13 protein-coding genes are annotated in these 13,643 nt (G+C 73.0%); 11 read left to right on the plus strand and 2 right to left on the minus strand.

What is annotated here, in order from left to right; translation table 11 throughout:
• The first annotated feature begins 196 nt into the window (after positions 1 to 196).
• The 4 genes from speB (at position 197) to ACFVS6_RS42245 (ending at position 4,642) form a co-directional block, all read left to right on the plus strand.
• The gene (gene speB, locus ACFVS6_RS42230) at positions 197 to 1,186 is read left to right on the plus strand and encodes an agmatinase (protein WP_389711857.1); all 990 of its coding nucleotides are present in this window, start codon (positions 197 to 199) and stop codon (positions 1,184 to 1,186) included.
• Positions 1,187 to 1,782: 596 nt separating this feature from the next.
• A complete protein-coding gene (locus tag ACFVS6_RS42235; RefSeq protein ID WP_389711859.1) occupies positions 1,783 to 2,607 on the plus strand; it encodes an inositol monophosphatase family protein in 825 nt (274 codons plus the stop codon).
• Between the two features lie 86 nt (positions 2,608 to 2,693).
• A complete protein-coding gene (locus ACFVS6_RS42240; RefSeq protein ID WP_389711860.1) occupies positions 2,694 to 4,112 on the plus strand; it encodes a phytoene desaturase family protein in 1,419 nt (472 codons plus the stop codon).
• A complete protein-coding gene (locus ACFVS6_RS42245) occupies positions 4,112 to 4,642 on the plus strand; it encodes an O-acetyl-ADP-ribose deacetylase (RefSeq protein WP_389711861.1) in 531 nt (176 codons plus the stop codon). The genes ACFVS6_RS42240 and ACFVS6_RS42245 overlap by 1 nt, the downstream gene beginning before the upstream one ends.
• An 85-nt stretch (positions 4,643 to 4,727) precedes the next feature.
• Here the strand turns inward: ACFVS6_RS42245 and ACFVS6_RS42250 are convergent, their stop codons facing one another.
• Complete coding sequence (locus tag ACFVS6_RS42250; protein WP_389711862.1) at positions 4,728 to 5,210, minus strand: Lrp/AsnC family transcriptional regulator; 483 nt, start codon at positions 5,208 to 5,210, stop codon at positions 4,728 to 4,730.
• Between the two features lie 146 nt (positions 5,211 to 5,356).
• Between ACFVS6_RS42250 and ACFVS6_RS42255 the strand changes: the two genes are divergently transcribed.
• The 7 genes from ACFVS6_RS42255 (at position 5,357) to ACFVS6_RS42285 (ending at position 13,410) form a co-directional block, all read left to right on the plus strand.
• Positions 5,357 to 6,352 (plus strand): DMT family transporter, encoded by a 996-nt coding sequence (locus ACFVS6_RS42255; protein WP_389711863.1) that lies wholly within the window; start codon positions 5,357 to 5,359, stop codon positions 6,350 to 6,352.
• The gene (locus ACFVS6_RS42260) at positions 6,345 to 7,562 is read left to right on the plus strand and encodes an aromatic amino acid transaminase (RefSeq protein ID WP_389711864.1); all 1,218 of its coding nucleotides are present in this window, start codon (positions 6,345 to 6,347) and stop codon (positions 7,560 to 7,562) included. Before ACFVS6_RS42255 ends, ACFVS6_RS42260 begins: the two co-directional genes overlap by 8 nt.
• Positions 7,563 to 7,922: 360 nt before the next feature.
• A complete protein-coding gene (locus ACFVS6_RS42265) occupies positions 7,923 to 8,504 on the plus strand; it encodes a toxin (RefSeq protein WP_389711865.1) in 582 nt (193 codons plus the stop codon).
• On the plus strand, positions 8,501 to 9,709 hold the full coding sequence (locus ACFVS6_RS42270) for an MAB_1171c family putative transporter (RefSeq protein WP_389711866.1): 1,209 nt from the start codon (positions 8,501 to 8,503) through the stop codon (positions 9,707 to 9,709). Before ACFVS6_RS42265 ends, ACFVS6_RS42270 begins: the two co-directional genes overlap by 4 nt.
• Positions 9,706 to 10,647 (plus strand): DNA-binding protein, encoded by a 942-nt coding sequence (locus tag ACFVS6_RS42275; RefSeq protein ID WP_389711867.1) that lies wholly within the window; start codon positions 9,706 to 9,708, stop codon positions 10,645 to 10,647. Before ACFVS6_RS42270 ends, ACFVS6_RS42275 begins: the two co-directional genes overlap by 4 nt.
• A gap of 76 nt (positions 10,648 to 10,723) precedes the next feature.
• A complete protein-coding gene (locus ACFVS6_RS42280; RefSeq protein ID WP_389711868.1) occupies positions 10,724 to 11,203 on the plus strand; it encodes a DUF3574 domain-containing protein in 480 nt (159 codons plus the stop codon).
• A gap of 149 nt (positions 11,204 to 11,352) precedes the next feature.
• Positions 11,353 to 13,410 carry a SpoIIE family protein phosphatase gene (locus ACFVS6_RS42285; protein ID WP_389711869.1) on the plus strand — a complete coding sequence of 686 codons (2,058 nt, stop codon included), beginning with the start codon at positions 11,353 to 11,355 and terminating at the stop codon, positions 13,408 to 13,410.
• A gap of 27 nt (positions 13,411 to 13,437) precedes the next feature.
• Here ACFVS6_RS42285 and ACFVS6_RS42290 read toward each other — a convergent pair.
• Positions 13,438 to 13,643: ATP-binding protein (locus tag ACFVS6_RS42290; protein WP_389711870.1), on the minus strand; the 206-nt coding region annotated here is incomplete at its 5' end.

Raw genomic sequence — 13,643 nt, forward strand, 5'->3', positions numbered from 1 at the left:
GCCGAGACCCGCGAGGTCCTCGCGAGCGCCCTCGCGATGCTCCGCACCAAGCACGCCGACCTGCCGTCGCGCAAGCACGGCAACCCGCCGCAGTAGAACACCGCACGCCCGGGAGCCGCCCGGCGTCCCCTCACCCGCGCCCGGGCCCGCCAACGGGGCACCGGGCCGCAGTACCCGGAAAGGCACGGACCGCACCATGACCGCCCAGCCCAACGGACCGACCCCGCCGCTGGCACCGACCGAGACCGACCGGACGCTGCACTTCGCCGGTCAGGCCACGTTCGGCCGCATCCCCCGCATCGACCAGGTGGAGAAGGCGGACATCGCCGTCGTCGGAGTCCCGTTCGACGGCGGTGTCACCTACCGTCCCGGAGCGCGCTTCGGAGGCAACGCCATCCGCGAGGCCTCCCGAACGCTGCGCCCCTACAACCCGGCGCAGGACGTCTACCCGTTCCACTACAGCCAGGTCGCCGACGCGGGCGACATCAGCGCCAATCCGTTCAACACGAACGAGGCGGTGGAGACCATCGAGGCCGCCGCCGACGAGCTCCTCTCCGGCGGCGCCCGGCTGATGACGTTGGGCGGGGACCACACGATCGCGCTGCCGCTGCTGCGGTCCGTGGCCAAGAAGCACGGGCCGGTGGCGGTCCTGCACTTCGACGCCCACCTGGACACCTGGGACGACTACTTCGGCCAGCAGTACACCCACGGAATGCCCTTCCGCCGGGCCGTCGAGGAGGGCGTCATCGACACCTCCGCCCTCTGTCACGTCGGCACGCGGGGCCCGATCTACGGCAAGAAGGACCTGGACGACGACGCCAAGCTCGGCTTCGGCATCGTCACCTCGGCGGACGTGATGAGGCGCGGGGTCGACGAGATAGCCCAGCAACTGCGCGAGCGGGTCGGCGACCGCCCCCTGTACATCTCCATCGACATCGACGTCCTGGACCCCGCGCACGCCCCGGGGACCGGCACCCCGGAGGCCGGTGGCATGACCTCCAGGGAACTGCTGGAGATCCTGCGCGGCCTCGCCGACTGCCAGTTGGTCTCCGCCGACATCGTCGAGGTCGCGCCGGCCTACGACCACGCCGGCATCACCTCGATCGCCGCCTCGCACGCCGCCTACGAGCTGATCACCATCATGTCGAAGCAGATCGCCCCCGTCCGTTGGGGCATGGGCAAGTAACCGACTCGGGAGGGGCCGGCGCGCACGGGGCGCCGGCCCCTCCCGCACGCGCGAATTTACCTGACCGAAACCCTCGGGGCGCCGCAAGTCGGCCGGGCTCGGCCATACTTGCCGACGGGTGTCGACCCGCGCCGACTTCGCCTCACCGTTTCCCTATTCGGCACGCATCCCGGGATGACACGGATAGCATTTCCGATGCTTCGTGCTGCCCGCGTAAGTAAGAGGCCGATAAATCGACGGCGCCTTCCGTTGAACGTGATCGGAAATACGTCAAGGCGCGCGGTTCCGCTTAGAATTACCGCACGCGTGCGCCCGCGTCATCATTTCGTTCATTGAGTTCACGGGCCACGACGTGAACGGGGCGGGTCGTGGTGCGGACCCGGAGGCGGGGCGGTCGGATGCGGAACGGTGGCGGGGCGGTGACGTCGGGCCAAGTTAGGAAAGTTTACTTACAGTGTCAAGGGCAGGCCGGTGAGCCGGCCGGAAGCCACAATCCCACGACCCGCCGGGCCCGTTCGCCCGCACGTCGTCCGGCGTGCGTCGCTCGGACGCGTGCGGGGGTGGGGTTTGTCGGTCGGGCGTGCTTTGCTGGACGCATGATCGATGAATTTCTGGCCCGTGACCTGTCCGCCGTGGAAGAGGCCGTGCGCAAGGCGGCGGCCGTGGAGATCATGCCCCGGTTCCGGCAGCTCGCCGACCACGAGGTGGACCAGAAGAGCGGCCCCCACGACCTGGTCACCGTCGCCGACCGACTGGCCGAGGAACACCTGACGGCCTCGCTGACCAAGCTGCTGCCCGGTTCGGCCGTGGTCGGCGAGGAGGCCGTGCACGCCGACCCGGACGTCTACCGGGCACTGCGCGCCGAGGCCCCCGTCTGGATCGTCGACCCGGTCGACGGGACCCGGCAGTTCGTCAACGGCGACCCCGCCTTCTGCACCCTGGTGGCTCTGGCCCTGCGCGGCGAGATCCTCGCCTCCTGGACCTTCGCCCCGGCCCTGGACGAGCTGGCCACCGCCGTGCGGGGTCAGGGCGCGTACGTCAACGGCGAGCGGATCCACAGCGGTTCGCCCGAGTCCGGCGCCGAACTGCGCGTGGCCACCGCCCACCCGCTCTACACGACGGAGGAGGAGCGGCGGATCCTTGCCCGACTGGAGGTGCCCGGCGTCGCCGTGCGGCCCTGCGGGTCGGCCGGTCTGGAATACCTGAAGGTGGCCCGCGGGGAGATGGACGCCCTGGCCTTCAACTGGCCCTCGGCCTGGGACCACGCCGCCGGGCTCCTGCTCGTCGCCGAGGCGGGCGGAACCCAGAGCACCGTCGACGGGGTGCCCTTCCGGGTGGACCGCGACAACGCCCTCCCGTTCGCGATCGGCCGCGACGAGGCCACGACCGTACGCGTGCGGGACCTGCTGCGCGGGGCGTAGGCCCGCCGCCGGGCCGCCGGCGGACCCGATCGGCGCGGGCGGCGCAATAGGGTGGGGCCAGTGCCCATCGGACGAAGGAGTCGCAAGTGCCGCCGATTCTCGATGCGGTCGTGGTGGGGGCGGGGCCCAACGGCCTGACGGCCGCCGTCGAACTGGCCCGCCGGGGCCACTCCGTGGCCGTGTTCGAGGCCGGGGACACCGTCGGCGGCGGCGCCCGGACCGAGGAGCTCACCCTCCCCGGCTTCCGGCACGACCCCTGCTCGGCGGTCCACCCCCTGGGCGCCGGATCGCCCGTGTTCAGGACCATGCCGCTCAAGCGGTACGGACTGGAGTGGCTGCACGCCCCGCTCCCGATGGCCCACCCATTCGACGACGGCACGGCCGCCGTGCTCTCCCGGTCCGTCGCCGAGACGGCCGCCTCCTTCGGGCCGAGGGACGCGGGAGCCTACCGGCGCCTGGTGGAGCCGTTCCTCGGCAAATGGGACACCCTCGCCCGCGACTTCATGTCCCTGCCGAACACCGCGCTGCCCCGGGACCCGGTCACCCTCGCCCGCTTCGGGCTCACCGGACTGCCGCCCTCCACCTGGTTGCTGCGCCGCTTCCGAGACGACCGGGCGCGCGCCCTCTTCGCCGGACTGGTGGCGCACGTCATGGCCCCGCTGAGCGGAATCGGGACCGGGGCCGTCGGCCTGGTCTTCGCCCTCGCCGCCCACGCGGGCGGCTGGCCGCTGCCGCGCGGGGGATCGCAATCCCTCTCCGACGCCCTCGCCGGGTACCTGCGCGACCTCGGCGGCACCGTGCACACCGGTTTCGAGGTCAAGCGGCTCGACGACCTCCCGCCGGCCCGCGCGTACGTCTTCGACACCTCCCCGACCGCCCTTGCCCGCATCGCCCGACTGGGCAGCGCCTACGAGGGCTACCGGTACGGGGCCGCCGCCTTCAAGATCGACTACGCGTTGGACGGGCCGGTGCCCTGGACCGCGGAGGACCCCCGCCGGGCCGGCACCGTCCAGATCGGCCCCCGGACCCGTGACATCGACGCCGCCCTGCAACTCGCCTCCGGCGGCCGGGCCCCGCGCAACCCCTTCCTCATCGCCGCCCAGCCCAGCCTCGTCGACCCCGGCCGGGCACCCGAGGGCAAGCACGTGTTCTGGGTGTACGGACACGTCCCGTCGGGCTGGGACGGCGACCTCACCGAACCCATCGAACGGCAACTGGAGCGCTTCGCCCCCGGCTTCCGCGACCTCGTACTGGCCCGTGCCACGGCCGGGCCGCCGCAGCTCGCGGCCCGCAACCCCAACTACGTCGGCGGGGACATCGCCTGCGGCGCGGCCTCCGGCCTCCAACTCCTGCTGCGCCCCAAACTCACCCTGTCCCCGTACACGACCGCCCACCCCGCGGTGTTCCTGTGCTCCTCGGCCACCCCGCCCGGCCCCGGCGTCCACGGCATGTCGGGCCACAACGCCGCCAAGGCGGTCTGGCGCCACCTGCGAAAGGCTTCCTGATGGCCCGCATCGTCCTCGTCCTCGGAGACATCACCGCCGAACCGGCGGACGCGATCGTCAACGCCGCGAACTCCTCGCTGCTCGGCGGCGGGGGAGTGGACGGCGCCATCCACCGACGCGGCGGCCCCGAGATCCTGGCCGCGTGCGAGGACCTGCGGCGCTCCCACTACGGCAAGGGCCTGCAAACGGGCCGGGCGGTGGCCACCACGGCGGGACGCCTCCCGGCCGAGCACGTCATCCACACGGTCGGACCGGTGTGGTCGAAGGAGGAGGACCGCTCCGCGCTCCTCGCCTCCTGCTACCGCGAATCCCTGCGCGTCGCCGACGAGCTGGGAGCCCGTACGGTCACCTTCCCCGCCATCTCCACCGGGATCTACGGCTGGCCGATGGACGACGGCGCCCGCATCGCGGTCGAGACGGTGCGGGCGACCCGCACCGAGGTCGAGGAGGTCCGGTTCGTGCTCTTCGACGCGGCGGCCCACGCGGCCTTCGAGACGGCCGTCGCAGGCCCCGCGGCCGACCCGGCGTAGGGCCGCGCGGTCGACCCGGCGCAGGGCCCGGCCGTCGACCCCGGCGCAGGGCCCGGCGGGATCCGCAGGGGGGCGGGCCGGGTCGTCACCGCCCCCGTGCGGCCCCGCCGGGGGAGGGGCGCGGGTAGGCCCGGGTCTGCTTGACGCTGCCGTAGGCGAAGCTCGACTCGATCGAGGCGATGCCGGGAATGGCGTGGATCCGGTGGCGCACGAGGGCCTCGTACGCCTCCAGGTCCTCGATGACCACGCGCAGCAGGTAGTCACTGCTGCCCGCCATCAGGTAGCAGTCCTGGATGTGCTCGATGACCGCGACGTGCTCCTCGAACACCGCGACCGCCTCCGCCGTGTGCCGTTCGAGGCGGATGCGGACGAAGACGGTGACGGGGAGGCCGAAGGCGACCTGGTCGACCATGGCCGTGTAGCCGCGGATCAGCCCCGTCTCCTCCAACCGGCGGACCCGGCGCAGACACGGGGACGGCGACAGCCTGACGCGGTCGGCGAGGTCCTGGTTCGACAGCCGTCCGTCGGCCTGCAATTCCCGGACGATCTGCAGATCGACGGCGTCCATGGGCCCTCCCGGGGCGGTTCTTGGCAGATCCTGCCCCAAACGTACGTCCGAGCGACAGAACTGGCAATCGGCTGCCCCGGCCCAGGCCCTAGCGTTGCGGGGGAACGGACCAGACCGGTCCGCTCTCACAGGCTGGAGCAACTTCGTTGGTCGCGACCACAACCACCGGGGCGGCCGCTCCTCTCGACGCGGTGGGCCCGCAGGCCGGAAACCCCGGCCGCCGCGGGCTCTCCCCCCAGGCCCAGGGCATGGCCGCCCTGCTGGTGACCGTGGCGATCTGGGCCGCCTTCGCCCTCAGTGCCCGAGCCCTGAGCTCCTCCACCCTCCTGCCGGCCGACGCGGCCCTGCTGCGCTTCGGCGTCCCGCTGGTCGTCCTGCTCCCCGCGCTGTGGCGGCGGCGGGCGCGCATCGCGGCGGTCCGACCCGGCCCCGCCATCAAGATCGTCTGCGGCGCGGGGGTGCCGTTCTTCCTCGCCGCCATGCACGGCGGCTCCCTGACCTCGGCCGCCTTCGTCGGCTCGATCGTCCCCGGCATGGTCCCGCTGTTCGTCTCCGCCCTCATGGCCGCCCGCGGCCGCGGCCTGCCCCGCGGGGCGCAGACCGCCGGCCTCGCCCTGATCGCGACCGGGGTGGTCGCCCTCGTCTGGCGCCACGTAGTCCCCGTCGACACCGACGTGCTGGCCGGCGCGGGCACCCTCCTCGTCGCCAGCGGACTCTGGGCCCTCTACACGGTCGGCCTGCGCGACGTGGACCTCGACCCCGTCGGCTCGATCGGCCTGCTCTGCCTGCCCTCCTTCGCCGTCATCGCCCTCCTGGTGCTGACCGGGGTGCTGCCGACCGGCATCGCGCGCGCCGAGGGCGGCGACATCCTCCTGTTCCTGGTGGTGCAGGGACTCGGAGTGGGCCTGTGCGCGGGCCTCCTGTACGCCTTCGCCATCCGCAGGCTCGGCGCCGAGCGCGCCTCGGTGGTCGGCAGTCTCAGCCCCGTCGCCGTCGTCCTGCTCGCCGTGCCGCTGCTCGGTGAGAAGCCGGCCGTCGCCGTGCTCGTCGGCGTCCCCCTCATCACCGCCGGCGTGGTCCTCGCCAACCGCCGTCCCCGCCCGCACGCCCGCCCGCGACCCGAGGTTCCCGCAGATGCTTGAGCTCCTTCCCCCGCCGCCCACCGACCCGCTGTGGGACCTGACGTACGAGTTCGGCACCGACGAGCGCCCCGAGCGGCTGAACCTCGTCCTCGGCGTCTACCGCGACCCGACGGGCCGCACGCCCGTCATGGCGGCCGTCCGCGAGGCCGAGATCCTGCTGGCCGAACGATCCGAGTCCAAGGAGTACCGCGGGCTCTCCGGCAACGCCGGTTTCAACCGGGCGCTGCTCTCGATGGTCCTGGGCCCCGGCGGTCCGGCCGACCGGGCCGCGGCCGTGCAGACCGTCGCCGGATCCGGCGCGCTGCGGCTGCTGGCCGACCTGATCTGCCGGACCCGACCCGGCACGACGGTGTGGATCAGCGATCCGGCCTACGTCAACCACCGGCCCATCCTGGAGGCCGCCGGCCTGACCGTGCGCACCTACGCCTGGCGCGACGCCGACGGCGGCTTCGACGCCGACACCGTCCTGCGTGACCTCGGCGCGGCGCGGCACGACGACGTCGTCCTGCTCCAGGGCTGCTGCCACAACCCGACCGGCGCCGACCCCTCCCCGCAGGACTGGGCGGTGCTGGCCGAGCTGGCCGCCCGCAACGGCTGGGTCCCCTTCGTCGACCTGGCCTACCACGGGCTCGGCGACGGGCTGGAGGCCGACCTGGCCCCCACCCGGATGCTCGCCGCGCGGGTGCCGGAGATGCTGGTGGCCGTCAGCTGCTCGAAGAACTTCGGCCTCTACAGCGACCGTACGGGCTGCGCCGTCGTCATCGGCGCCTCCGCCCGGTCCGTGCGGCACGCCGAGACCGCCCTGCAGAACGCCGCCCGGACCCTGTACTCGATGCCGCCCGAGCACGGCGCCGCCGTCGTGACGACCATCCTGGAGGACGAGCGGCTGCGCCGCTCCTGGGAGGCCGAACTGGACCTCATGCGGGGCCGGATAGCCGCCAACCGCAGCGAACTCACCGCACAGTTGGCCGCGTTGGGCTGCGAGGTGCAGGCCGGGGCGCTCGCACGGCAGAAGGGCATGTTCTCCATGCTGCCGCTCACCTCCCCCCAGATGCTGCTGCTGCGCAGGCAGTTCGCCATCTACGGAACCACCTCGGGCCGCATCAACATCGCGGGCATCCCGCCCCACCGGATCCCGTGCCTCGCCCGCGGCATCGCGTCCGTCCTGGACCCGGTCGAACTCCCGCTCCGGGCCCGGCTCGTGCACTGAGACGCCGCGCTCCCGGCGGCGCGCGCCCCCGGGCGCGTGCCGTGGGTGGCGGCCCGGGCGCGGACCGGCTTTCACGGCACATTTCGGTGAATTCGTAGAAGTTCCGTGAAAGGCGTGGCCGAAATCCCTGGCGGCCCGATGGCGGAAACGGTCGGGGAATGGCCGGATGGAACTCGTCGTACGGATAAGGGTGTCGGGCGTGTGGCATCATGGCCGCGTCGTCGCCCCGGAATCGGAACCCTTCGGACGCCGTGGTGCCGAGGCGGAGGGGGTTTCATTCCCTTTCCGTGCCGGCCGTTACGGGGCCGGCGGCGTGGCCGGACGGGTACGGCCGCGCAGGGGTTCGGCGGAGGACTGAGGATGAAGTTACCTGGCTCTGCGTCATCGACGTCCGAGGACAGAAGGCTCCGGCGCCGCCTGAAGAAGGTCCGCCACACCTGCGAGGGGCTCCTCGCGCAGTGGGGCATGGAGCACGGGTGCGGCATCGACGAACTCCACCGCCACCTGACCGAGCAGCGCAACCGGCCCATCCATTTGATATCCACGCCGTTCCCCGAACGCCACCTGTTCGGCATATGGCTGAAAATGGATGACTTCGACGTCATCGTGTACGAGAAAGCCGCGTCCTCCTCACACAAAGAACACATCATCGCGCACGAACTGGCGCACATCGCCTTCGACCACAACGGTTCGGTGCAACTCGCAGGCGGCGATTCCGGCCGGCTGATTCCCGACGTCGACCCCGCCGCCGTACGCGGCATGCTGATGCGTTCCCGCTACAGCGACGACGAGGAACAGGAAGCCGAGACCATGGCCTCGCTGATCCTCGCGCGGGCCTCGAAACGGTGGACCGAACCCGCCTGGGGCGTGCCCGCGGACGCCGCGGAGATCGTCGCCCGCATCGAGAACGGACTCGGCAAGCCGGACCAGGGGTGCCTGTGATCTACGGGATCCTCGCGTGGGTCTGCGCCGTCGTCGGCATCGCGGCCTTCGCCTACCGCCTTCCGGACCTGCTGCGCAGGAAGAACGACATCGCCCTGTGGGCGCTGTGCACCTACTTCCTCTGCTCCGGGATCAGCTTCCTGGTCGACCTCGACCTGCTGCGGCTGCACATCTCCGGATTCTTCGGACTGCCCAACATCACCTCGCTGATCACCCAGGTCGCGGTCGTCATCCTGACCGCGGCCCAGCAGGTCGTCCTCGTCTACTGGTCGTCCCCGCCCGCCGAGGCCCGCCGGATGGCTCGCCGCCGCGTCCTGTTCTTCGGCGCCGCGCTGTGCGTACTCGTCCCCACCTCGCTGGCCGTCGGCCCCGCCGCCAAGTCGGAGACGGCCACCTCCACGATCCTGCTCAGCATCCAGGACGGCCGGTACGCCCTGTACATGTCGTTCTACCTGCTGATCTGCGCCATCGGACAGTTCGAGACCGTACGGCTGTCGCTGCGCTTCACCAGGATGGCCAACCGCCAGTGGCTCGCCGTCGGCATGCGCACCGTCACCGTCGGCGCGAGCCTGATCCTGGTCTACTGCGTGACCCGCAGCATCCAGATCGCGGGCACCCGACTGGACTTCGACGGAGCCGCGCTCGACCCCATCCAGTGGACGAGCGGCAGCATCGGCGCCCTGCTCCAGATCGTCGGCTGGACCATCCCCTCCTGGGGCATCCGCGTCACCCGCGCCCGCGGCTGGTTCCGCAGCTACCGCTCCTACCTGCGGCTGCGACCGCTGTGGTGGGCCCTCTACGAGGCGTCGCCGGACATCGCGCTGGACCCGCCCCGCTCCCTGCCGCGCGACCTCATCCCGCCCCGAGACCCGCACTACAGCCTCTACCGGCGCGTCATCGAGATCCGCGACGGCCAGCTGATGCTCCGCACCTCCCTCTCCCTCGCGGACTTCGCCCGCGTCGCCCGCTCCCTGGACCTCCCCGAGGACCCCACCTCACCACTGGGGGAGGCCCTCCAGGTCCGCGCCGTGCTCAGCCTCCCCGCGGAGCAGCGCGCCGAGCAGGCCGACACCGCCGACATCCCCGTCCGCCCGCCGTACGAGGACTTCCGCCAGGAGGTGGAGTGGCTGACGGAGGTGGCCTCGTCCTTCACCACCCTCGGTCGACGCCGCGAGGGGGCCATCGACGCGGGGCTCCTGTCGTGAGCGCCCCACCGCCCCCCGCGTCCGCGCACCCCGCGGCGGCCCCGGCCGAGGAACCCCGCGCGCCGCTCGGCCCGGCGCTGGACACGATCCGGCGGCTCGTCGCCCTCGACAGCGAGCGGGGCGCGACGGTCGCCCTGCCCGCCGTACGCGAGGCCCTGCGGCGCTTCCCGCAGTTGTCGGCCGACCCCGCGAGCCTGCACGCCGAGGACGGCGACCTGCTCGCCGCGCTCGCCGAGCTCGCCGAGGTCATCGGCTGGATCCTCTTCGACGCCGGCCTGCACTTCCCGGCCCGGCGGATGAACGCGCGGGCCCTGGCCCTCGCCGAGCTGTGCGGCGACCGGTGGACGGCGAGGCTGGTGCTGCTCAACCACAGCATGCTCGAAGCCCACACCGGCCGGCCGCGGGCGGCCCTGGCGAGCGCCGCCCGCGTCGGCGGCCCCAAGCCGTTGCCCGCCCGGGTGAACAGCCTCGTCCTGATCCGGCAGGCCCACGCCGTCGCGATGCTCGGCGACCGCCGGGAACCCCTCGCGCTGATCGGCCGCGCCCGCAGCCGCTTCCTCGACGGCGTCTCCCGCCGCGACCCGCACTGGGCCTGGTGGATCGACGAGAGCGAACTCCTCGGCCACCGCGGCTGGGTCCTCGCCCGGCTGCGGCACTGGGACCGGGCCATCCCGCTCCTGCACGCGGCGGCCACCGCCCCCGGCCCCTCCTACCGGCACCTGTTCACCGCCGAACTCCTCGCGGCCCTGGTGCGCGCCGGCGCCTGGAACGAGGCCGAGGACCTCGTCGCCGAGCTCGCGCCGCGCGCCGCCGCGATCGGCTCCGTACGGACCACCGGGACCCTGCGGCGGACGGCGCGGGGCCTGTGTCGGTCCGGGCGCGCGCCGGGCCGCCTGAAGGAAGCGGCGGTCCACCTCCTGGAGTCCCTGCCCGCCTGAGCCGCGCGGGCCGGACCCCGGGCACAGCCCCCATCGCCACCCCCCTCCACGAACGACAGACAGGGATAGAAGACACATGCGCCAGATCCGGATACCGCTGCCCGCCGCCGCCCTCTTCGCGGTGGGCGCGCTCCTGTTCGCCGTGGGAAGACCCGTGGCCGACGTCGCGTTCGAGACACGTGCCACCACGGCCGCGGCGGAGCAGCAGTCCGCCTCCCAGGTGGGCAGCCCCTTCATCTCGACGCACCTGTACTTCGGCACCGGCCGGCACAACGGCAACCCGCCGATCACCGAGGAGCAGTTCATGAAGTTCGTGGCCGACGTGGTCACGCCCCGCTTCCCGGCCGGCCTGACCCTCCAGGAGGGGCGTGGTCAGTGGCGTGACAAGGAGGGCGACATCAACGGCGAGCGCTCCTACGAGCTCACCGTGCTCTACCCGGTGAACGAGGCGCACCGCCGCAACATCGACATCGAGTACATCCGTCGCCTCTACTGCAAGATGTGGGAGCTGGAGTCGGTCGGCCGCGCCGACGTACGGGCGCAGGCCGACTTCTGACCCGGCCGGTGGCCGCCCGCGGCAGGGCGGGCGGCCGTACGCGGCGTGCGGGGTCCCTTCCCCGCCCGGGTCCGCCCCGACGCGCCGTCCCAAGCCCTCGGATAGGGTGAATCGGAAGGAAACAGGCCCCCCGGGGTGAGGTCGGTGCGTTGGACACTTACCAGTCGACGAGCGAGGTGCCCGATCAGCCGATGGCGGCGGTCGGATACGCCGGCGTACTCCGTGAGCTGCTGCCGATCGCCCTGTGGCGGGAGGACGCGGACGGCCGCATCGTGGAATGGTCACTGGCCGCCCAGGACCTGCTCGGGCACCGCCCCGAGGACATCCTCGGCAAGCCCGGCACCGCCGTGCTCGTCCCCGAGGCCAACCGCGAGCTCGCCGGGGACCTGACCCGCCGCGTCCAGGCCGGCGAGACCGTCGTCGGCACGCTGCCCGTGCGCCACCGCGACGGGCACCGCGTGGTCATGGAGATGTGGATCGTGCCCGCCGCCGACCCGCAGGGCCGCACCGGCGCCCTCCTGATCGCCGTCGAGACCTCCGAGGTCCTGCACATGCGGGACTCCCTCGTCGCGCTCCAGAGCCTCTTCACCCAGTCACCGATAGGCCTCGCCACCCTCGGGCCCGACCTGCGCTTCCAACGGGTCAACGACGCCCTGGCCCGGATGAACGGCGTCCCCGCCGCCGACCACCTCGGAAAACGGCTCACCGAGGTCGTTCCCGGGGTCAACGCGGTCGCGCTGGAGGCGACCATGCGGCAGGTGCTGGAGCGCGGCAGCGCCGTCGTCGACGTCCGCCGCACCGGCCGCACCCCCGCCGACCCCGAGCACGACCGCACCTGGTCCTGTTCGTACGCCCCGCTGCTCGACGGCAGCGGTCGCCGCCTGGGCCTCATCGCCTCCCTCATCGACATCACCGAGGGCCAGCGGGCCCAGCTGGAGGCGGAGCGCGCCCGCACCCGCTTCGCCCTCCTCGCCGAGGCCGGGACGCGCATCGGCACCACCCTCGACCTGCGCCAGACCGCACAGGAGATCGTGGACCTGCTGGTGCCGCAGCTCGCCGACTCGGCCGACGTGCAGATCCTCGAATCGGTCCTCGACCCGGACGAGTCCGCGGCCTCCACCCGCGGGGTGCTGCGCCGGCTCGCCGCCACGTTCCCCGACCCGACGGCGCCGACCGCGAAGCTCACCGCCGGCCAGACCTTCCAGGTCCCCGCCGGGACGGTCTACGAACGGGTCGTCACCGAGGGCGTCCCGATGGCCCTGTTCGCGTCCGACATCCCCGTGCTGATCACCGACCCGCGCGAACAGCCCCTGCGCGACTACCTCGCCACCCTCGGCTCGGCGCGCATGGTGCCGCTGGTCGCCCGCGGCACGGTGCTCGGAGCCGTGGCCGTGACCCGGGTCCGCGAACGCGAGCCGTTCGACGAGCAGGACGGCGTGCTCATCGACGAGCTCGTCGCGCGCGCCGCCCTCAACATCGACAACGCCCGGATGTACACGACCCAGCGGCAGGCCGCCCGCACCCTGCAGCGCAGCCTCACCAACAGCGCCCTCCCCGAGGTCCCCGGCCTCGAACTGACCGGCCGCTACCTGCCCGCCAGCGACCACGACGTCGGCGGGGACTGGTTCGACGTCATCCAACTGCCCCGGGGCCGCACCGGCCTCGTCATCGGCGACGTGATGGGCCACGGCATCCACGCCGCCGCCGTGATGGGCCAGCTCCGCACGGCGGTGAGGACCCTCGCGCGCGAGGACGTGCCGCCCGCCCGGCTGCTGCGCTCCCTCGACGCGGTCGTCGCCGACCTCGGCGAGGACGAGATGGCCACCTGCGTGTACGCCGTCCACGACCCGGCGACCGGCGGCTGCGTGATCGCCCGCGCCGGACACCCGCCGCCCGCCGTGGCCGCCGCGGACGGCACGGTCACCTTCCTCGACGGGCCGTCCGGGACCCCGCTCGGCACCGGCGGGCAGGACTTCCGCACCGAGGAGGTGCCGCTGCCGCCCGGCAGCCTCCTCGTGCTGTACACGGACGGCCTCATCGAGGCCCGCGACCGTGACCTCGACGAGGGCATGGAGCGCCTCGGCCGCGCCCTGCGGTGGGCCGCACAGCCCCTGGAGGAGCTGTGCGACGGGATCCTGACCCAGCTGCTGCCCAGCGCCCCCCAGGACGACGTGGCGGTCCTCCTGGCCCGCACCAGGGCCTGCTGAGGGCGCCGGCCCGCGGGACGGCGCCCGTCACCAGGCGAGGTCCTCCAGCGCGTCGAGGTCGGGGGCGGGCCCCGCCGTCGGCTCGGGGCCGCCCGTCAGGGACAGCTCCGCCCAGATGACCTTCCCGCGGTCCGTGTAGCGGGTGCCCCACCGTTCGGCGTACTGGGCCACCAGGAACAGGCCGCGGCCGCCCTCGTCGGTGGTCGCCGCGTACCGCAGGTGCGGGGAGGTGC

Source organism: Streptomyces sp. NPDC057939, from assembly GCF_042887545.1.
Lineage (GTDB): Bacteria > Actinomycetota > Actinomycetes > Streptomycetales > Streptomycetaceae > Streptomyces.

Excerpts from the sequence above, each read along its gene's own strand:
- ACFVS6_RS42245 (WP_389711861.1), top strand. The coding sequence starts at position 4,112 with ATGGCCCGCATCGTCCTCGTCCTCGGAGACATCACCGCCGAACCGGCG.
- ACFVS6_RS42280 (WP_389711868.1), top strand. The coding sequence starts at position 10,724 with ATGCGCCAGATCCGGATACCGCTGCCCGCCGCCGCCCTCTTCGCGGTG.
- ACFVS6_RS42260 (WP_389711864.1), top strand. The coding sequence starts at position 6,345 with ATGCTTGAGCTCCTTCCCCCGCCGCCCACCGACCCGCTGTGGGACCTG.
- ACFVS6_RS42250 (WP_389711862.1), bottom strand. The coding sequence starts at position 5,210 with ATGGACGCCGTCGATCTGCAGATCGTCCGGGAATTGCAGGCCGACGGA.
- ACFVS6_RS42235 (WP_389711859.1), top strand. The coding sequence starts at position 1,783 with ATGATCGATGAATTTCTGGCCCGTGACCTGTCCGCCGTGGAAGAGGCC.
- ACFVS6_RS42265 (WP_389711865.1), top strand. The coding sequence starts at position 7,923 with ATGAAGTTACCTGGCTCTGCGTCATCGACGTCCGAGGACAGAAGGCTC.
- speB (WP_389711857.1), top strand. The coding sequence starts at position 197 with ATGACCGCCCAGCCCAACGGACCGACCCCGCCGCTGGCACCGACCGAG.